The sequence below is a fragment of the Skermanella rosea genome (assembly GCF_016806835.2).
GTDB classification, from domain to species: domain Bacteria; phylum Pseudomonadota; class Alphaproteobacteria; order Azospirillales; family Azospirillaceae; genus Skermanella; species Skermanella rosea.
The window spans coordinates 825975-844116 of the sequence record NZ_CP086111.1; the positions used below are offsets into that span (position 1 = coordinate 825975).

Below are 18142 nucleotides of genomic sequence, written 5' to 3' on the forward strand. Positions count from 1 at the left end.
GGGCCGTTCCGGCCCTCCGCCCCGGTGCATAGAGCCTGTCGCAAAGAAATGAGGAGGAATCCATCATGAAGACGAACCGCGCTCCGGTCGTGGCGATCCCCGTCATGCTCCGTGCCGTGATCCTCGGGGCCGCCATCCTCGGCGCCGCCGGACCCCTGGCGGCCCAGCAGTCCGCGCCCGCCGTCACGGCGACTCCCAACCGCCAGATGCAGCCGACCGCCACCGGCCGCACCCAGGCTCCGCCGGCGGCTCCGATGGCTCCCTCTTCCGGCGCCTCGTCCGGGACCCAGCTCAGCCTGGAGCAGGGGCGCCCGTCCGTCACCGACCGCATGGGCAGGGACCAGCGCGAGATGGAGCTGGTGCAGACCAGCCTGCTGAACCGCTTCGGCGGCATGGGCTTCGCGGAAATGCGCAACTTCCGCAAGATCGGCGAGAACTACGCGGCGGAGGTGCGGACCGTCGAGGGCGTCTGGATCAACGTCGTGATCGATCCCGCGACCGGCGCGGTCACCGTCCAGCAATAGGCGGTTCCCCGGGGGGCGCCGCCGTCCGGCCGGCTCACTCCAGCAGGCGGTTCCAGGTTCCCATGATCCGGCCGACGCCGGAGCCTCCGGTCAGGTCGTACAGGCGCAGGGGCTGGTCGACCCGCTGGCCGGCGTCCCGGCCCAGGGACCTGACCGCGACTTCCGATGCCAGCCCGCGCCCGGAACCGGACAGGGGGCCCGGCAGCAGCCCGAGCGGGATGCGGATGCTGATCCCCTGGTCCATCGCCCCGGTTCCCGCGTCGGTGACCGTGGCATAGGCCCCGATGCGCACGCCGCCCTCGAAGGCGCGGCTCAGCTCCAGCGTCGCCCCGAGGTCGCCCGCCAGGTAGCGGCCGGCCCTTATCGTCCCATGGGTCAGGCCGTCGCGGCTCTCGTAATAGACGCTGGCATGGGCCGAGGCGTAGCCCTGCGCCTCGAAATAGAGCAGGTTGCCGGGTACCCGCTTCGCCACCAGGTCGGCATCGGCCCCGGCGGCCCAGCGGGCGCCGAACGGCCGGAACAGCACCTCGGCCTCCCAGCCGCCGAACATCTCGTCCAGGTGTCCCGCGGACAGGCGGGTGTGCCAGTCGGAGACGGGGTTCCACAGCCACGCGGTGTACAGGTGGTCGGCCGTGACCGCGACGCCCTCGGCGTACCGGGCCAGGTCGCCGCGCACCGTCGGCAGGCCGGCGTCCCGCCCGCCGGCCGATCGCCGTGCCAGATCGCTGCCCAGGTTGAAGCGCAGCCCGGCGCCGGTGACGAACCCGCCCGCCAGCCCGCTCGCCACCGCCGCGTCGAGGGTCGCGCGGTAGGCCGGCGACCCGGAGCGGAAGGCGGGCGACAGGTCGAGCCGCGGGGTCAGCGTGAAGTCCCAGCGCTCGCCCGGCGGCCGTGGCGGGGCGTCGATGCTCCCGGCCCGTTCCAGCTCCGCCGTCCGCCAGATCTCGGCCGGCGAACCGGCATGGCGATCCGCGCGCTCCAGGTCGGCGCGCAGGATGGACACAGCGGTCCCGTTCAGCTCCGCCGGGCCGAGCACCACGGTCAGCATCTCGACCTCCGCAGGCGCGCGTGCCGCCATGATCCGGGCCGCCCGACCGGCCGTGCGTGCCGGCGGCCCGTCGGGAATCTCGTCCAGCCAGACCGTCGCTTCTTCTTCGTCGATCCTGGCCGCCCGGGCGGCCATCCCGGCGGACCGGAGCGCCGCCAGGATGCGCCGTTCGGCGGTGCGCGGAGTCGTCCGCGCCGGGCGGGCAACCGGCGCAGGGCGCGCGGCCTTGGCCGGCGGGGCTGCGGAGGGACGGCGGTCCAGCCCGGCGGCGTCGAGGAGGAACGCGCCGCGCAGCATGGCGTAATGCCCCTGCTCGAGCCCGGCGCCGACCTCGATCCAGGGCAGCGGGCGCCACGCCAGGCCGACATTCACCGGGAACGGGCGGGACAGGCCGGGGTGGGCCGCCCGTTCGGCCCGCAGCAGGTCGCCGGTATAGTCCAGCTTCAGCGACAGCCCGTCGACCGGGGTCCGGACCTCGACCCCGCCGATCGGCGAGACGCGGGAGCCGAACGGGCTCCCCTGCGCGAAGCGGCCCCAGCCGACGCCCAGGGTCCAGTCGGTGTCGAACCACCGCCGGCTCATCACGAGATAGCCGGCCGCCTGTCCGCCGGTCTGGAACAGGCCGCGGGCGCCGATCGAGACCTCGGGCCGGCCGGCATCCTCGCGAAGCAGCCTGAGCTTCAGGTCCAGTCCGCCCGACTGCCCGCCGGGACGCTCATGGGTCGCGATCCCGGTGGATTGCCGGAGGGTCACCTCCAGGTCCGGCAGGGCCTGGAGCGTGACGAAGCCGTGCCGGTACAGCGGCGTCCAGGCCACGCCGGCGGCCAAGGTGTCGGGCGGCAGCATGCGGGCGCCGGGGACCTGCAGCAGGCCGGTCCCGCCGGTGTCGGTCAACGAGGGGCCGGCACCGGCGGGGGACGCCAATGCGGCGGCCAGGAACGCCCCGAGGCCGACGAGGCCGTGCCGGCATGACCCGGTGGATGGAACCATTGCCGACACGCGCATAGACCGGGAGCGGACTTGAGGATTGCTCCCATTTAGACGCGATCGGAATACGATTGCAACCGCCGGGATGCCGCAGCGGCCCGGTCAGCGGAAATAAGGCGCTCCGGGCAGCTTGGCGCCGGTCAGGTCGGCGCCCGCGAGGTCGGCGAGGTCGAGATTCGCCTCGCTGAGGTTGGCCGAGGCCAGCTGCGTGCCCACGAGATGGGCCCGGCGCAGGTCCGCCCCCAGCAGCGACGTCGCCCAGATCCGGCCGCTCGGCTTGCCGTTGCCGTCCAGGATCTGCGCGGGGCACAGCAGCGCGTCGTGCAGGTCCGCGCCGTTCAGGCGGGCGTAGCTGAGGTTGGCGCCGGACAGGTCGGCGCCGCTGAGGTTGGCGCCGGACAGGTCGGCGCCGGACAGGTCGGCCATGATCATCCTGGCGCCCGCCAGCAGGGCCTTGACCAGCGACGCTCCGCGCAGGGTGGCGCCGCTCAGGTTGACGTTGCGCAGGTCGACGCGGTTGAGGTCGGCGCCGTCCAGTTCGGCCCGGGCGCCCCGCGCGCCGCCGCTCTCGATCCAGCGCTCGTGGTTGTTGATCACCCGCTGGATCTCCAGCCCCAGGGTGTCCAGCATCTTGGTGAAATGAGCGCCCGCGAGGTCGGCATGGGTCAGGTCGCAGCCGGACAGGCGGGTGCCGACCAGGTCGGCGTTGTGGAACCGGGTGCCGGCCAGCGCCGCGCCGTCCAGGTTCGCGCCGCACAGGCGGCATTCCGACAGGTTCGTGCCGGTCAGGTTGGCTTCGCTGAGATCCGCATTCTGCAGGTTGCAGCCGGTCAGGTCCGCCCCGGTGAGGTCGGCCCGGCGCAGCGACGCGGCGGTCAGGTCCGTCCGCGAGCACAGTCCCGCGGGCACCGGCAGGCCATGCCAGGGCGCGCGGGGCCTGGCCTGCGGATCCGGCGGGCCGTCGGCGGGAGCCATCAGGTTCCCCTCGCGCAGGTCGGCGTCCCGGAAATTGGCCCCGGCGCAGTCCGCCGAATGCAGCCGGGCGCCGCGCAGGTCGGCACCGGAAAGATCGGCGCCGCGCAGGTCGCAGTGGCGCAGGTCGACGCAGAACAGGTCGGAGCCGGACAGCCTTGCGCCCGCCAGGTTGGCCCTGGCAAGCTTGGCGCCGCGCAGCAGGGCGCCGCGCAGGTCGACATGGCAGAGATCCAGTCCCTCGAGGTTCGACAAGGAAAGATCGGCGCGGGTCCCGCCCGCCAGCCCCCTGACCCAGCGCGAGTGCCTGTCCAGAACATCCTGCAAGAATTCGGGCGTCATCATCTTCCGTCGGCGGATCGTGGCACCAGGCGAGCATTCTGGTGGCCGCTCATGCCTCGCGTGCAGGATGGCCGTAATTCATTACAGAACAATAAACCCTTATGACTCCAGGGTTGCCCGCGACGTCCGCCCCGTGGCCGCCGGGCTGCGGGGCGGGACAAATTTGGAACCAAGGTGCCTACCACTTCATTTAGGTGTATAGTCGTCCCGAAAGAGGCGTGGTGGAAAGTCGATGAGAGTCCTTCTCCGTAGAGTCCTGGTCCTTTGCGCCCTCGGCGGCTGGCCCGGCGCGGCTCCCGCGCATGCGGTCGAGCCGTTCCTGCCGGCGCTGGCCGAGGCGACCGAAGCCGATGTCGCGATCGCGCGGCGGCTCAGCAAGGACGGCCCGCTCGAGGTGGACGGCCAGCGGCTGCGCAATCTTGCCGCGCTTCGCCGCTTCTATGCCGAGAGGGGCTTCGATCCGGCCTGGACCGACGGCGCCGGCCTTGCCCCCGCGGCACCCGGGCTGGTAGCGCTGGTCCGGCAGGCGGAGCGGGAAGGGCTGGAGCCGCAGCATTACCATCCCGACGCGATCGAGCGGCGGCAGGGCATGGCCGACGTGGCGACGCTGGCCGAACTGGACCTGCTGATCACCGACGCGGTCATGGAATACGCCGTCGACCTGCGCGCCGGACGCCTGACGCCCCGCCAGATCGCCGCGGAGCTTGCCGCGGTGCCGCCCCGCCTGGACCCGCAGGAGATCGCCCGGGCCGCCCTGGCGGCTCCTGACCTCGCCGCGTTCCTGACCGGCTTCACGCCGCCCCATCCGCAGTACGCGGCCCTGCGCGACGTGCTGAAGCGGTACCGGACGGTCGCGGCGGCGGGCGGCTGGCCCGCGGCGGGCGAGGGACCGGTGCTGAAGCCGGGCATGCGGGACGCCGGCGTGCCGGCCTTGCGGCGGCGCCTCGCCGCGACCGGCGACTATGCCGGCAAGGACCTCTCCTCCACGCTGTACGACGCTCCCCTGGAGGCGGCGGTGAAGCGGTTCCAGTCCTACAACGGCCTCAGCCAGGACGGCGTGGTCGGCGCCTCGACGCGGGCGGCTCTCAACGTCCCGGCGGCCCGGCGGGTCGGCCAGATCATCGCCAACATGGAGCGCTGGCGCTGGATGGAGGATGACCTGGGCGAGCGGCACGTCATGGTGAACATACCCGGCTACACCCTCAAGGGCGTGGCGCCGGGGGTCGAGCCGCTGCGCATGCCCGTGATCGTCGGCACCGTGGAGCGGCCGACGCCGGTGTTCAGCCACCGCATCAACCATCTGGTGTTCAATCCGACCTGGACGATTCCGCCCACGGTCGCCCGCAACGACATCCTGCCGAAGCTGATCCGCAATCCCGGCTACCTGAAGGAGCACGACATAACCCTGTACGAGAGCTGGGCGGCCGGCGCGCGGAAGCTCGACGCCCGGGGGATCGACTGGCGGAGCGTCGGGTCCAGGATCACCCGTTACCGGATGCGCCAGGATCCGGGACCGAAGAACTCGTTGGGACAGGTCAAGTTCATGTTCCCCAACGATTTCGACGTCTACCTGCACGACACCCCGGCGCGCGACAAGTTCAGCCGCAACGCCCGCGGCCTGTCGTCGGGCTGCGTCCGCGTCGGCGACCCCGACGCCCTGGCCCGGTTCCTGATGGAAGGCATGGCGGACTGGACGGAAGAGCGGCGCCGGCAGGTGCTCGACGCCGGGGAGACGAAGACCGTCTGGCTGCGGCAATCGATCCCGGTCCACCTGACGTACCAGACCGTCTTCGTCGATGACGCCGGCCGGACCCAGTTCCGGGAGGATATCTATGACCGCGACGGCGCCTTCATGAACGCCCTGATGAAGCGGCTGCCGACCCAGCAGACCGTGGCGCAGGCGGTGGACTGATCGGCCCCGCGCCGGCCGCCCCGGCGCGTCCCGCCCGCGCCGGAAGATGCGGCGCCGCCGCCATGTCTCGAAATGGTCACTCCGCGGCCGCTGGAATATAGCGGTATCAGCGGCTTATCCCGTGTATGTAAACCTTTGCTTAACCCGCCCCGGCAATGCTGGGGCCGTCGCGCCAACATATTGATGCGGTCGCCGGGTTTTATTTGGATTTGCAGGTGTTTTCGCTGGGGGCGGGATGATGCGGGATGAGCGCGCGGAGCAGGGCCGGGCAAGCATGGTCGGGCGTCGTTCATTCCTCTGCTTCGGTGTCGCCACCGCCGCTTCCGTCATCCTGGATCCCGTGCAGGCCCTGGCCGCGAGCCGGGTCGCCCCGCCCCGGCGGGTGTCGCTCCTGAACACCCACACCGGCGAGCGGCTCACCGCGGAATACTGGAACCGGGGGCGCTACCAGCGCGACGCGCTGCGGGCCATCGACAGGATCCTGCGGGACCACCGCACCGATGCGGTTCACCCGATCGATCCCGGGCTGCTGGACACTATCCATGCGCTGCATTCCCGGCTCGGCGCCCGCGCGCCGCTCCACGTGATCTCCGGCTACCGCTCGCCCGAAACCAACGAGATGCTGCGGGAAACCGGCGGCGGCGGGGTCGCGCGGAGCAGTTTCCACATGCGCGGGATGGCGATCGACATCCGGGTGCCGGGGACCGACACCCGGATGGTCAGGCGGGCGGCGCTGCGCCTGCGGGCAGGGGGCGTCGGCTTCTATCCCCAAAGCGATTTCGTCCATCTGGATGTCGGGCCGGTCCGCTCCTGGTGACGATGGCGGTCGCGGCATACCCGAAGTAGTTCTGCCGCTTTTTTCATCATCGAACCAAGTGTTTGGCTGATAGAACCCGTTCTATCGAAAGATGAATCGAGGACGGATGCTTCATGTCATTCGTGCAGACCCGTGCCCGCGTTCCGCGCGCAAGGGGAACGCGTCGCGCCGAAGGCTAATGCTGCTTGGTGCTTTCCACCTATTACTCAGAGAACGGTAGCGTATTGGAATATTTTGTATCAAAATTATGTTCCGGCCGAAGTAAACTTTGTGGCTTGCTCCCCCGAAATAAAAAGCATGAGCAGCGGGAGCAAACGTTTTCGGCGATCGGGGTAACCGAATTTCTTCCGGCTGTTGGCCCTGGTAGGGCCACGTTGGCGCTTTAAGTGAAATTATGGGTACTTGGTCATTTCCTCCTACGAAAGCAATGTATTGCCTCATGGAGGGGGGACAGAAAGCTGTTTTCGTGGTTGTCTAGGCAGGCATTTTCAGCCCAGGGGAACATTCGTTGGGTAAATTCATCATCACAATAGATACAGAGGGCGACAACATATGGAACGGCCCGCGTGAAACCACGACGCGCAATGCGACGTACCTTCCGCGCTTCCAGGACCTTTGCGAGCGGCACGGGCTGAAGCCGACATACCTGGTGAACCATGAGATGGCCGTTTCCCCGGCCTTCGTCGAATTCGGCCGGGACGTCCTGGCACGGGGCCAGGGCGAGATCGGCATGCACCTGCACGCGTGGGACTCCCCGCCGTCGGTGCCGCTCACCGAGAACGACCACAAGTACAAGCCGTACCTGATCGAGTATCCGGTCGAGGTCATGAGGGCCAAGATCGACTACATGACCAAGCTGCTGCAGGACGTCTTCGACACGCCGATCACCAGCCACCGTGCCGGCCGGTGGGCGATGAACGAGACCTATGCCGGCATCCTGATCGACCAGGGCTACCTGGCCGACTGCTCGGTGACGCCGCATGTGGACTGGAGGGGGACCGCGGGTAATCCGGCCGGCAAGGGCGGCACCAACTACCAGGGCTATCCCGGCGTTCCCTATTTCGTCGATCCCGCCGATCTCGGCCGGCCGGGCCAGTCGCAGCTTCTCGAAGTGCCGATGACCGTGTCCAAGCGCCTGCCCCTGGCGCTGCGCGACGTCTTCGACGGCTACCTCCAGCAGGGCGGCCTTCCGGTCCGCCTGCTGAACCGGATGATGAAGAACCACTGGCTGCGCCCGAACGGCCGGAACGGCGCCGACATGGTGAGCCTTGTGCGGTCCGAGGCTGCGGTCGGCGCCGCCCATGTGGAATTCATGCTGCACTCCTCCGAGTTCATGCCGGGGGGCAGCCCGACGTTCCGCGACGCCGAGGCGATCGAGCGGCTCTACGCCGACATCGATGCCGTCTTCGCCGAGGGCGCCGCTTTGTTCGAGGGTGCCACCCTGGCCGAGTTCCGGTCGAGCTTCGCCACGGCGGTGCAGCCGGTCCCCGATCCGATCGAGGCGATGGCCTCGGGCGGCAACGTGGTTATTGATGGCTTAAGGAGTTGACCTCTACGGTATAGTCCATCAGGAATGGTGGACCGGCTCGGCCGGGGCAGGATGAGGACGGCATGGATACTCTCTTCGTCGCTCTGAAGCGCGGCTTTCTCGCCGGTACCATCGCGGGTCTCCTCGCCGTCGGCGGGCTTCCGGCCCGGGCGACGGCGGCGCAGGCGGGGACCGATGCCCGCCTGTCCGCCGAGACCCTGGCAGCGGTGACGACGGTCACCGGCAGCTATCTCGCCGGCCGGCACGCGCAGCAGACCGACGACTGGGCCGCCGCGGCCGAATTCATGGGGCGGGCGCTCGCCAGCGATCCCGGCAACCTGGCGCTGCTGCGGCGGACCTACCTGCTGCAGCTGGGCGACGGACGGATCGGCGACGCCGCCGACCTGGCGCGCCGGCTGACCTCGGTGGAACCCGGCAATCATCTGGCGGCGACCCTGCTGGCGGCGGACGACGTGATCGCCGGCCGCTTCGCGGAGGCGCAGGCGCGGCTCGCCGGCGGCACCGACGACGCGCTGGCCCGCTATGTCGAACCGATCATGCTGGCCTGGATCGCCGTCGGCCGGGGCGACCTGTCGGCCGCCTGGTCCGCGCTGGAACCCATGTCCAAGGCCCAGGGCTTCGCAGTCCTCCACAACTTCCACGCCGGCCTGATCGCGGAGCATGCCGGCGACGCCGTCGCCGCCGAGAGCTGGTTCCTGAAGGCGATCGGCGCCGGGGCGCCGCTGCGGATCGTCCAGACCGTCGGAGGCTTCTTCGAGCGCGCCGGACGGCCGGAGGAGGCCCGCGCCCTCTATGGGAAATTCATCGCCGACAATCCCGGCACCCTGCTGCTCCAGGCCGACCTGGACCGGCTGGCGCGCGGCGAGAAGCCCGCGCCGACCGTCGCCGACCCTCGCCAGGGCATCGCCGAGGCGCTGTTCGACATCGGGAGCGCGCTGAACCAGGAAGGGGCCGGCGAGTTGGCGTTGATGTACGGCCGCATCGCGGTCCATCTGCGCGCCGACCTGCCGCTGGCCCGCCTGATGATCGGCGACATCCTGGCCCAGCGCACCCGCTACGAGGCGGCGCTGGCGGAATATTCCGCGGTCGGCGGCGGCGACGGGCTGCGCTGGACCGCCCGGCTGCGCAGCGCCGGCCTGCTGGAGAAGCTGGGCCGGACCGACGAGGCGGTGGCCCTGCTGGACGCCATGGCCGCCGAACGGCCCGAGCGGGCCGACGCGCTGATCGAGCTGGGCGACGTGCAGCGCGGGGCGGAGCGGTTCGACCAGGCGATCGCCGCCTATGACGCGGCGCTGGAACGGCTGGGCGAGCCGCAGGCGCGCCACTGGCTGCTCTACTACACGCGCGCGATCTCCTACGACAAGACCAAGCGCTGGACCGAGGCCGAGCGGGACCTCCAGCGGGCGCTGGAACTGTCCCCCGACCAGCCGCTGCTGCTCAACTACCTGGGATATTCCTGGATCGACCGCGGCGTGAACCTGGACCGCGGCCGGTCCATGATCGAGCGGGCGGTGCAGCTGAAGCCGTCCGACGGCTACATCATCGACAGTCTGGGCTGGGCGCTCTACCGCCTGGGCGATTTCGGCGGCGCCGTCACCCACCTGGAGCGCGCGGTGGAGCTGAAGCCGCTCGACCCGACCATCAACGACCATCTGGGCGACGCCTACTGGCAGGTAGGCCGCCGGGCGGAGGCGCGGTTCCAGTGGCGCCGCGCGCTTCAGAACGCCGAGGAGCCCGAACTGGCCAAGACGATCCAGGCCAAGCTCGACAACGGGCTGCCCCGGCACCAGACCGCCGCCGACCTGAACGCGCCCGCTCCGCAGTCCCCGGCTCCCCAGGGTCCCGCGCAAGGCCAGCCCGCCGCCCGATGAACTCCGACCAATCCTCGATCGTCGAGCACGCCCCGGCGAAGCTGAACCTGTACCTGCATGTGCTCGGCCGCCGCCCCGACGGCTACCACGAACTGGACAGCCTGGTCGCCTTCGCCGACATCCGGGACACCGTGACGATCCGCCCGGCCGACCGCCTGACGCTGGAGATCGACGGCCCCTTCGCGCCCGCCCTGGCCGGGGAGGCCGCCGGCGACAACCTGGTGACCCGGGCCGCCGTCCTGCTCGCGCGCGCGCTCGGTCGGGACGAGCCCGGCGCCGCGATCACCCTGACCAAACGCCTGCCGGTCGCGTCCGGCATCGGCGGCGGATCGGCCGACGCCGCCGCCTGCCTGCGCGCCCTTGCGCGGCTGTGGGCCATCGGCGCGGACGATGCCCGGCTGGCACCGATCGCCGCCCGGCTGGGGGCCGACGTGCCGGTCTGCCTCAGCGGCAGGCCCGCCTATTTCGGCGGGATCGGCGACATCGTGGATCCGGCGCCGCCGCTGCCGTCCTGCGCCGTGGTGCTGGTCAATCCCGGAACGCCGCTGGCGACCCCGGCGGTGTTCAAGGCCCGGAGCGGCCCGTTCTCCCTCCCGGCCCGCTTCGAGGGGGAGCCGCCGGCCGACGCCGCGGCCCTGGTGGCGCTGCTGGCCGCCCGGGGCAACGATCTGACCGCCCCGGCGCGGACCCTGGTCCCCGCCATCGCCGAGGTGCTGGAAGCGCTGGACCGGACGCCGGGCTGCCTGCTCGCCCGCCTGTCGGGCAGCGGCGCCACCTGCTTCGCGCTCTATGCCGACCGGGACGAAGCCGCCGCGGCGGCCGCCGGCCTGGAGAGCGACCATCCCGGATGGTGGGTGCGGGCGGGCGGGCTGCTGGCCTGAGAGGCTTTTCTTTTCCGGTTCTTCACGATTGGCCCGGTTCTTCACGATTGGTAAGCCCGTGCCGGTGTATGGAGGGGGCCGGTAACCCGATCCCTTCCGACGACGGTGCGTCCATGAGCGATTTCGTGAAGTTCCTGCGCGCGGGCCTCGTCCTCGCGGGCATCCTGGCTTGCGCCGCCCCCGCATCCGAGGCCCAGGCGTCCGAGAAGAAGGAAGGCCCGGTCTCGCTCAGCGTGCCGATCACCAACCTGACGCTGCCCCTGCTGCTGGAGGACCGCAGCATGGTCGGCCGCCTCGACCTCGTCCTGGATGTCCAGGCGACCGATGCCGCCGCCGTGACCCGGATCGAGGAGCAGCTCCCCCGCATCCGCGACCTGCTGCTGACCCGCGTCACGCCGGCGCCGATCCCCGGCAGCAGCAACGTTTCGGCGCAGACGCTGACCGAGATGAAGAGCCGTATCCTGGCCCTGCTGCGCGAAGTGGTCGGGGCCGACGCGGTGAAGGCCGTCTACATCGTCAAGGCGATGACCCGGCGGAGCTGAACCGCCCGACGGATCACCCGCCCGTCCGCCCGCCTGTCTACCGGGAGGGTCACCAGCCGGCGACCACCGAGCCCTTGAACTTGTCCTGGACGAACTGCTTGACCTCCGGCGAGTGGTAGGACTCGACCAGCTGCTTGACCCAGGGCTTGTCCTTGTCCTGCTCGCGCACCGCGATGATGTTGGTGTAGGGCGAGTCCGCGCTCTCGCGGGCGATGGCGTCGGTCAGCGGGTTCAGGCCGGATTCCAGCGCATAGTTGGTGTTGACCGCCGCCGCCGTCACGTCGCCCAGCGAGCGGGGGAGCTGCGCCGCGTCCAGCTCGACGATGCGGATGCCCTTCGGGTTCTCGACGACGTCGATCGGGGTGGCCTTCAGCCCGGCGCCCTCGGCCAGCTTGATCACGCCCTCGGCCTCCAGCAGCAGCAGCGCCCGGCCGCCGTTGGTCGGGTCGTTCGGCACGGCGACGGTGGCGCCCTCGGGCAGCTCGGCCAGGCTCTTCACCTTGTTGGAGTAGATCCCCATGGGGAACACCACGGTCTTGCCGACCGAGACCAGGTCCAACCCCCGGTCCTGGACCTGGTTGTCCAGGTAGGGCTGGTGCTGGAACGAGTTCGCCTCGATCTCGCCGGCGGCCAGGGCCGCGTTGGGGATGACGTAGTCGGTGAACTCGATGATCTTGATCTCCAGGCCCTGCTTGGCGGCGATCGGCTTGACCGCGTCCAGGATCTGGGCGTGCGGGCCGGCCGAGACGCCGACCCGGACGGTCTCGGCGGAGGCAGCACCCGCGAGGGCGATGGCGGCGGCGCCGACCAGGGCGGCACCGAGGCGCCGGGACAGGATCTTGGCGGAGGGGATGTTCATGAGGGTCCCACTTTCTTTAGGCTATTGGGCTTCAGGCTGTTGGGCTTCAGGCTGTTGTACTTCAAGCTGTCGAATTCGTTGTTCGTCTTGATCAGCGGGTTCCGATGGCCCGCTTGTTGAGCTTGCGGGCGAGGCGGTCGCCCAGGCTCTGGACGATCTGGACCAGCACGATCAGCACCAGGACGACGGCGGCCATCACCTCCGGCAGGAAGCGCTGGTAGCCGTACCGGATGCCCAGGTCGCCCAGGCCCCCGCCGCCGACCGCGCCGACCATGGCCGAGTAGCCGATCAGGCTGACCACCGCGAGCGTCAGGCCCAGCACGATGCCGGGCAGCGCCTCGGGCAGCAGGAACTTGGCGATGATCTGGAGCGGCGTGGCGCCCATGGCCTCGGCCGCCTCGATCAGGCCGCGGTCCACTTCCCGGATGGCGCCCTCGATCAGGCGCGCGATGAACGGGATCGCCGCCACGGTCAGCGGCACGATCGCCGCCGAGGTCCCGATCGAGGTGCCGGCGACCAACCGGGTGAAGGGGATGATCGCGACGACCAGGATGATGAACGGGGTGGAGCGGGTGGCATTGACCACCACGCCGGCGATCCGGTTGAACGCCACGTTCTGGAGCAGTTCGCCCCGGCCGGTGGTCGCCAGCAGCACGCCCAGCGGCAGCCCCAGCAGGGTGCCCAGCAGCGCTGCCAGGCCCACCATGTAGAGCGTTTCGACGGTGGCGTTAACCAGCAGCGCGTAGACTTGCGGGGACATGTCCGAGGACCTCTACCGACAGGTTGTTGACTTGGATGAACGAGATGGCGGACTGCACCGCCTCGGCGCCGCCGACCGCCTCGACCACCAGGATGCCGAACGGAGCGCCCTGGATATGGTCGATCCGGCCGTGCAGGATGTTCACGTCGAGCCCGAAGCGCCGGGTCATCTGGCTGATGATCGGCGTGTTGGCCATGGCGCCCTTGAAGGTGATGCGCAGCACCGGGTTGCCGCCGGGCAGCGGCTCCGCCACCAGCCGGGCGGCCAGGGTTTCCGGCAGCTCGGCCCCGGCCACGGCCGAGACGAAGCTGCGGGTCGTCGGGTGCCGCGGCGCCGTGAACACGTCGAACACGTCGCCGCGCTCGATGATGCGGCCGGCCTCCATGACGGCGACGCGGTGGCAGATCTCCTTGATCACGGCCATCTCGTGGGTGATCAGGACGATGGTCAGGCCGAGCTTCTCGTTGATGTCGGCCAGCAGGCGCAGGATCGACGTGGTGGTTTCCGGATCGAGCGCCGAGGTCGCCTCGTCGCACAGCAGCACCTTGGGCTCGCTGGACAGGGCGCGGGCGATGCCGACCCGCTGCTTCTGGCCGCCGCTCAGCTCTGCGGGATAGCGGTCCCGCTTGTCGCCGAGGCCGACCAGGTCGAGCAGCGGCTCCACCTTAGCCTTGATCTCCGCCTTGCGCAGCCCGGCCAGTTCCAGCGGCAGCGCCACATTGTCGTACACGGTGCGCGACGACAGCAGGTTGAAGTGCTGGAAGATCATGCCGATGCCGCGCCGGGCGGCGCGGAGGCCGGAACCGTCCAGCGCCGCCATGTCGACGCCATCGACCGTGACCCGCCCGGCGGTCGGCCGCTCCAGCATGTTGACCACGCGGATCAGCGTGCTCTTGCCCGCCCCGCTGCGGCCGATGATCCCGAAGATCTCGCCGCGGCCGACGGAAAGGTCGATCCCGTCGAGCGCCCGAACCTCGGGACCGCCGCCCCGCCCGGGAAACACCTTCTCGACACCGTGAAACTCGATCATCCCCATACCCCGCAAAAACAAAAATCCGCCCACAGCAGCTACGCCGGGCGGATCCCCACGCTCTTTAGCTGCATTTATAAAGCGCCCGCAATCTGGTGCTCAAATCGGCGCTGTGAATTGCTATATAATCACATGCTGCGTTGCGTCAAATGGAATTTCCGACGCATCTCCCATGTGGTTTGTGCAGGCGTCCGCTCCGGACTCTCTCCGGAATTCCTCCGGAATCTCTTCGGGACAAGGGCTTCCCGCACCCGGAGATGGTGCCAAGCAGCCGCTTGCGGAAGCACGCTTTTGTGGCTATGGTCCGCCCCACCTCAAGGCTGGGGCGTCGCCAAGCGGTAAGGCAGCGGTTTTTGGTACCGCCATACGCAGGTTCGAATCCTGCCGCCCCAACCAGCCTGATCGCGCGCAGGCTGAAGCGCCGGAACGTTTCCTGAAAATTGAAAAGAAGCTTCGATGGTCCCTGCGGGTGTTCGCCATTGGAGAACTTGCGCTTGACGCGGCATTCTCCATGAGAGAACATCGGGCATTCTTGGGAGAACGACCGTGCAGATCCAGATACTCCCGAAAGCGGCGAAGGACCTCAAGGCGCTGGCGCCGCCGGACCGAGCCCGCGTCGTCTCCAAAATCGAGCAGTACGCCGCCGACCCCGCTTCGCTGGTCAACAACGTCAAGGCATTGCAGGGGTCTGACCTGTTTCGCCTGCGCGTAGGGGATTATCGGATCCTTTTCACCGTTAACGAAGACGGCACCGTGTCTGTCCTGCTGGTCCACCGCGTTCGACACCGGAGAGAAGCCTATGACTGAGACGCTCACCATTTCCCGCGCCGAGTACGACGCGCTCACCGAGCGGGTCGAGGACCTGGAAGATATCCTGGCTGCGATGAACGCGCGCGGTGGTCAGCCGATGCCGCTGGAGTGGGCCGGGCGAATCATCAATGGGGAGAGCGCCATCCGGGTCTGGCGCGAGTTCCGGGGGCTGTCGCTGCGGGCGCTCGCCGCCAAGTCGGGTGTGAGCGCGGGTTATCTGTCCGAGATCGAGGCGGGCAAGAAGCCCGGGTCGGTGGAGGCCTACAAGGCGCTCGCAGAGGCCTTGGACACGTCCGTTGATTGGCTGGTCCTGTGACGGCGGAGCAGGGTCCGCGGCGGCCCGCCTGATAGGGCGGGGTACAGTGGTGGCGCTGGTCGGCTACGTGCACGTCTTAGCTGAAGCCTGAGCTACCCTCAGGCAATACGATGAGTTGAGGCATGCCACCGGTGCTGCGGTCTTCAAGAAGAAGTACAGCCACGTCAAACCACTTCCGGTCCTGGGAAGCGATCCATTCCGGCTCCGCGCTGGGATTGAGGATTGCAATCCTGAAAACATCAGGACAAAAAACCTTGAAAACTCCGCTATCCTTCTCTTCATCCAACGGCGCACGCTGATGCCTCGCGTGCTGGTGGAGGGCTGCGCAACATAAGGTCTCCAGATAGGAATGACCACGTTTGTTGACATCCCGGAGGGGGTTAGCCATCACCGATACGGTCGCCTGTGCCGTTTCCGGCAACGCCGGACATTCACGCCAAGGAGTACGCATAACGACGTTTGTTGACATCCCCGTGGGGCGTAGCCACCGCCGGCACCCGTGGCCCGGGCATCTATGGCGCTTCCCGACAGTCACACCAAGGAGTACGCATGATGACGTTCGCTGACATCCCCGGGGGGAGAGATTACTGCGGGCACCCATCCCCGGAACGCGCCGGCAACTCCTGACAGTCACACCAAGGCGAACGGATGATCACGTTTGTTGACAGGCTCCCAGGGGGTGAGCGGCATGGCGGGCACCCCGCCGCCCGGCTACTCGCTGCCCGCCGACAGACCGGCGTTCTGAAGATAGGGGGAAAGGCGTGCCGCTGCCGTGACGGTGATGGGCATGGTGTCGCTGTCCACCCCCGGACCAGACAGCCTCGCGAAGGCGCCCAGGATATCCTGCAACTCCAGCCCGGGGATCGGGAGCAGGTCGTCGGTGCGGACGCCGTCGATCCCGTCGAGCATGGTGCCGTCCACCTCGGTCGGGGATGCCAGGCAGGCGACCACCTCCGGTCGTCCCGGCGTGTCCAGGCGGATGTGGAAGGGCCGTTCCGGTCCCGGCGGCACCTCCACGACCCTGCCGGCCGGAACCAGGGCGTCGGGCTGGAACCGGTTGGGAAAAAGCCGCGCCACCTGGCCGAGCCCGTCCGTGTAGTAGCAATAGACGAAGCTGTCCGATGTGGTCTCCACCCGCACAACGATGGTCTCCCCGGCGGGCAGGACCGGGGCCGCGCCGTGGTCGCTGGAAACCAGCAGGCCGACAGCCGCCTCCGCCGGTTCCGGCGCTTCCGTCACTTGTATCGCTTGCGCCGTTTGGACTGCTTCCGGGCGGACCGGGGAGGGCTCCGGCCCGGTGGCGACAAGCCAGTACGCCGCGGCGGCGGCAGCGACGCAGGCCAGGGCGGGGATGCGGAGGCGGTGCGGACGGGAAGGGGCCGGGGGTGGCCGTTCGCCGGGGGATGCCTGCGGAAGGCCCGCCTCCCGCAGCGGGGCGAGATGCCATCGGGACACCGGGCCGTCCGGATCCAGGTCCAACCCTGCGGTCCCGGCCAGCAGCACCTGGAGCACGCGGCCCTCTCCCAAATCCGCCTGGGACAGCGCCACCAGCCTGCCCAGCAGGTCCGCGTCCAGAGCATGGGCCTGCAGGACGACGAGAAGCCCGGCATCCTCCCCCCGGAGCAAGCGGGAGGCCAGCGCCGCGGGGCCGCCGGCGGTCTGCCCTCCGGCCGGGACGGTCCGCGAGGGGGCCGCCTGGTCGAGCAGATCCTCCAGCGTCGTGCCGGCCTGGGCGACGGCGGTCATGACCACGGCACCCGCCGCCTCCAGGCGCGATCCGACGGCCTGGGCCAGAAGCGCGGCGTCGTCCTCCCGGTCGGCGGTCACGGCCAGGGCCCTGCGGCCTGCCATGGCGGAGAGAAGCACGGCGTTCAGGATCTCCCCGGCATCCGCTGGGGCGCCGTCCTGGCCGCCGCCCGGGTGCCGCGTCCCGACCGAGGGCACCCCAACCGATGTAGTCCGCGCCGTCGCCATCCCGATGCCTCGCGTTCCGGAGTTCCGCGTTCTGCGCAGCCGGGGCCGAGGGCCCGGACGCCTTGTTCGGGATTGGTTAAGGCCGATCCGGCCCGCCCGCTATGAACCGGTTCACATCCCGGCCCAGTCCCGGCCCAGGTCACGGGGTAGCGCCGGTGACGAATCAACGCTATCATCACCCATAACGGCCAGCAGCCGGGCCGGCGGCCGGCGACCACCCCGGCCCGCCGCCCAGGCCCTTTCTGAGCGTTCGGGAGAACCCAGCGACCATGACCGGCATGATCGATGACAAGAGCCCGCAGTCGCCGCCGTCCGGCCGGCGCGGGCCGGCGGAGCACGAGCGGCGCGGGCAGATCCTTGCCGCGGCGGACGAGCATTTCCGCCACTACGGCTACAAGAAGACCACGGTCGCCGACCTGGCGAAGGCGATCGGGCTGTCGACCGCCTACGTCTACAAGTTCTTCGAGTCGAAGCAGGCGATCGGGGAGGCGGTCTGCGGCCGGTGCCTCGGCTCCATCGAGGCCGAGCTGCGCGCCATCGCGGGGGAGCCGAAACTGGCGGCCGACCGGCTGCGGCGCATCTACAAGACGCTGGGCAAGCGTAGCGCCGAGCTGTTCTTCAACGACCGGAAGCTCCACGACATCGTCCAGGCCGCGGTGGAAGAGGACTGGCAGGCGCCCATGACCCACAAGGCCGCCCTGCAGGACATCGTCCGGCAGGTGGTCGGGGACGGCAGGGACGCCGGGGAGTTCGAGCGCAAGACACCGCTGGACGAGACCTGCCGGGCCATCATCCAGACGATGCTGCCGTTCTGGCATCCCCTCATCCTGGAGCGGACCCTGGACGACCTGGACGACAATACGACCGCCGTGGCGACCCTGGTCCTGCGGGGGCTGAGCGCATGACCGACGGGGCGGCGGCGTACCCCCTATCCTTTGGGTGATGAGT

The 18142-nt window shown here is 69.6% G+C and carries 16 protein-coding genes, 1 tRNA gene and 1 riboswitch; of the genes, 11 read left to right on the forward strand and 6 right to left on the reverse strand.

Annotated features, from left to right (window positions below; translation table 11 throughout):
* Window positions 1–65 precede the first annotated feature (65 nt).
* Window positions 66–524 carry a hypothetical protein gene (locus JL101_RS03865; RefSeq protein ID WP_203098430.1) on the forward strand — a complete coding sequence of 153 codons (459 nt, stop codon included), beginning with the start codon at window positions 66–68 and terminating at the stop codon, window positions 522–524.
* Window positions 525–558: 34 nt separating this feature from the next.
* On the opposite strand, the gene JL101_RS03870 is transcribed toward JL101_RS03865, so the two are convergent.
* Window positions 559–2562: a YjbH domain-containing protein gene (locus JL101_RS03870; RefSeq protein WP_203098429.1), complete on the reverse strand. Its 2004-nt coding sequence runs from the start codon at window positions 2560–2562 to the stop codon at window positions 559–561.
* Window positions 2563–2661: 99 nt separating this feature from the next.
* Complete coding sequence (locus tag JL101_RS03875) at window positions 2662–3858, reverse strand: pentapeptide repeat-containing protein (RefSeq protein WP_228435271.1); 1197 nt, start codon at window positions 3856–3858, stop codon at window positions 2662–2664.
* A 247-nt stretch (window positions 3859–4105) separates the two neighbouring features.
* Here JL101_RS03875 and JL101_RS03880 point away from each other — a divergent pair, with 247 nt between their 5' ends.
* The 6 genes from JL101_RS03880 (at window position 4106) to JL101_RS03905 (ending at window position 11445) form a co-directional block, all read left to right on the forward strand.
* Window positions 4106–5785, forward strand: coding sequence for a L,D-transpeptidase family protein (locus JL101_RS03880; protein WP_203098427.1), 1680 nt, complete (start codon window positions 4106–4108; stop codon window positions 5783–5785).
* Between the two features lie 235 nt (window positions 5786–6020).
* Window positions 6021–6602, forward strand: coding sequence for a DUF882 domain-containing protein (locus JL101_RS03885; RefSeq protein ID WP_203098426.1), 582 nt, complete (start codon window positions 6021–6023; stop codon window positions 6600–6602).
* 661 nt (window positions 6603–7263) lie between these two features.
* On the forward strand, window positions 7264–8151 hold the full coding sequence (locus JL101_RS03890; protein WP_203098425.1) for a polysaccharide deacetylase family protein: 888 nt from the start codon (window positions 7264–7266) through the stop codon (window positions 8149–8151).
* Between the two features lie 62 nt (window positions 8152–8213).
* Entirely contained in the window at window positions 8214–10022 is a 1809-nt protein-coding gene (locus tag JL101_RS03895) for a tetratricopeptide repeat protein (RefSeq protein WP_203098424.1), read from the forward strand.
* On the forward strand, window positions 10019–10903 hold the full coding sequence (locus tag JL101_RS03900; RefSeq protein WP_203098423.1) for a 4-(cytidine 5'-diphospho)-2-C-methyl-D-erythritol kinase: 885 nt from the start codon (window positions 10019–10021) through the stop codon (window positions 10901–10903). Before JL101_RS03895 ends, JL101_RS03900 begins: the two co-directional genes overlap by 4 nt.
* A 113-nt stretch (window positions 10904–11016) precedes the next feature.
* Window positions 11017–11445, forward strand: a complete 429-nt coding sequence (locus JL101_RS03905) for a flagellar basal body-associated FliL family protein (RefSeq protein ID WP_203098422.1) — start codon at window positions 11017–11019, stop codon at window positions 11443–11445.
* A gap of 49 nt (window positions 11446–11494) precedes the next feature.
* Here JL101_RS03905 and JL101_RS03910 read toward each other — a convergent pair whose 3' ends face one another.
* The 3 genes from JL101_RS03910 to JL101_RS03920 form a co-directional block, all read right to left on the reverse strand.
* The gene (locus JL101_RS03910; protein ID WP_203098421.1) at window positions 11495–12304 is read right to left on the reverse strand and encodes a MetQ/NlpA family ABC transporter substrate-binding protein; all 810 of its coding nucleotides are present in this window, start codon (window positions 12302–12304) and stop codon (window positions 11495–11497) included.
* Between the two features lie 91 nt (window positions 12305–12395).
* Window positions 12396–13064, reverse strand: a complete 669-nt coding sequence (locus JL101_RS03915) for a methionine ABC transporter permease (protein WP_158043980.1) — start codon at window positions 13062–13064, stop codon at window positions 12396–12398.
* Window positions 13033–14094: a methionine ABC transporter ATP-binding protein gene (locus JL101_RS03920; protein WP_202681718.1), complete on the reverse strand. Its 1062-nt coding sequence runs from the start codon at window positions 14092–14094 to the stop codon at window positions 13033–13035. Before JL101_RS03920 ends, JL101_RS03915 begins: the two co-directional genes overlap by 32 nt.
* A gap of 43 nt (window positions 14095–14137) precedes the next feature.
* A riboswitch (SAM riboswitch) is annotated at window positions 14138–14215 on the reverse strand.
* 200 nt (window positions 14216–14415) lie between these two features.
* Between JL101_RS03920 and JL101_RS03925 the strand changes: the two genes are divergently transcribed.
* The 3 genes from JL101_RS03925 to JL101_RS03935 all read left to right on the forward strand — a co-directional run bounded on the left by JL101_RS03925 (window position 14416) and on the right by JL101_RS03935 (window position 15220).
* A tRNA-Gln gene (locus tag JL101_RS03925) sits at window positions 14416–14490 on the forward strand.
* A gap of 150 nt (window positions 14491–14640) precedes the next feature.
* On the forward strand, window positions 14641–14901 hold the full coding sequence (locus JL101_RS03930; protein WP_203098420.1) for a type II toxin-antitoxin system RelE family toxin: 261 nt from the start codon (window positions 14641–14643) through the stop codon (window positions 14899–14901).
* Window positions 14894–15220: a helix-turn-helix domain-containing protein gene (locus tag JL101_RS03935; RefSeq protein WP_203098419.1), complete on the forward strand. Its 327-nt coding sequence runs from the start codon at window positions 14894–14896 to the stop codon at window positions 15218–15220. Before JL101_RS03930 ends, JL101_RS03935 begins: the two co-directional genes overlap by 8 nt.
* 711 nt (window positions 15221–15931) lie before the next feature.
* Here the strand turns inward: JL101_RS03935 and JL101_RS03940 are convergent.
* Window positions 15932–17194: a DUF4384 domain-containing protein gene (locus JL101_RS03940; protein WP_203098418.1), complete on the reverse strand. Its 1263-nt coding sequence runs from the start codon at window positions 17192–17194 to the stop codon at window positions 15932–15934.
* A gap of 269 nt (window positions 17195–17463) precedes the next feature.
* On the opposite strand from JL101_RS03940, the gene JL101_RS03945 reads away from it, so the two are divergent.
* On the forward strand, window positions 17464–18099 hold the full coding sequence (locus JL101_RS03945; protein ID WP_228435272.1) for a TetR/AcrR family transcriptional regulator: 636 nt from the start codon (window positions 17464–17466) through the stop codon (window positions 18097–18099).
* The last annotated feature ends 43 nt before the right edge of the window (window positions 18100–18142 follow it).

What these genes read in the sequence shown, in the direction of transcription:
- JL101_RS03865 (WP_203098430.1), top strand. Translation starts at nt 66, where the DNA reads ATGAAGACGAACCGCGCTCCGGTCGTGGCGATCCCCGTCATGCTCCGT.
- JL101_RS03870 (WP_203098429.1), bottom strand. Translation starts at nt 2,562, where the DNA reads ATGGTTCCATCCACCGGGTCATGCCGGCACGGCCTCGTCGGCCTCGGG.
- JL101_RS03880 (WP_203098427.1), top strand. Translation starts at nt 4,106, where the DNA reads ATGAGAGTCCTTCTCCGTAGAGTCCTGGTCCTTTGCGCCCTCGGCGGC.
- JL101_RS03885 (WP_203098426.1), top strand. Translation starts at nt 6,021, where the DNA reads ATGATGCGGGATGAGCGCGCGGAGCAGGGCCGGGCAAGCATGGTCGGG.
- JL101_RS03890 (WP_203098425.1), top strand. Translation starts at nt 7,264, where the DNA reads ATGGCCGTTTCCCCGGCCTTCGTCGAATTCGGCCGGGACGTCCTGGCA.
- JL101_RS03895 (WP_203098424.1), top strand. Translation starts at nt 8,214, where the DNA reads ATGGATACTCTCTTCGTCGCTCTGAAGCGCGGCTTTCTCGCCGGTACC.
- JL101_RS03900 (WP_203098423.1), top strand. Translation starts at nt 10,019, where the DNA reads ATGAACTCCGACCAATCCTCGATCGTCGAGCACGCCCCGGCGAAGCTG.
- JL101_RS03905 (WP_203098422.1), top strand. Translation starts at nt 11,017, where the DNA reads ATGAGCGATTTCGTGAAGTTCCTGCGCGCGGGCCTCGTCCTCGCGGGC.
- JL101_RS03910 (WP_203098421.1), bottom strand. Translation starts at nt 12,304, where the DNA reads ATGAACATCCCCTCCGCCAAGATCCTGTCCCGGCGCCTCGGTGCCGCC.
- JL101_RS03915 (WP_158043980.1), bottom strand. Translation starts at nt 13,064, where the DNA reads ATGTCCCCGCAAGTCTACGCGCTGCTGGTTAACGCCACCGTCGAAACG.
- JL101_RS03920 (WP_202681718.1), bottom strand. Translation starts at nt 14,094, where the DNA reads ATGATCGAGTTTCACGGTGTCGAGAAGGTGTTTCCCGGGCGGGGCGGC.
- JL101_RS03935 (WP_203098419.1), top strand. Translation starts at nt 14,894, where the DNA reads ATGACTGAGACGCTCACCATTTCCCGCGCCGAGTACGACGCGCTCACC.
- JL101_RS03940 (WP_203098418.1), bottom strand. Translation starts at nt 17,194, where the DNA reads ATGGCGACGGCGCGGACTACATCGGTTGGGGTGCCCTCGGTCGGGACG.
- JL101_RS03945 (WP_228435272.1), top strand. Translation starts at nt 17,464, where the DNA reads ATGACCGGCATGATCGATGACAAGAGCCCGCAGTCGCCGCCGTCCGGC.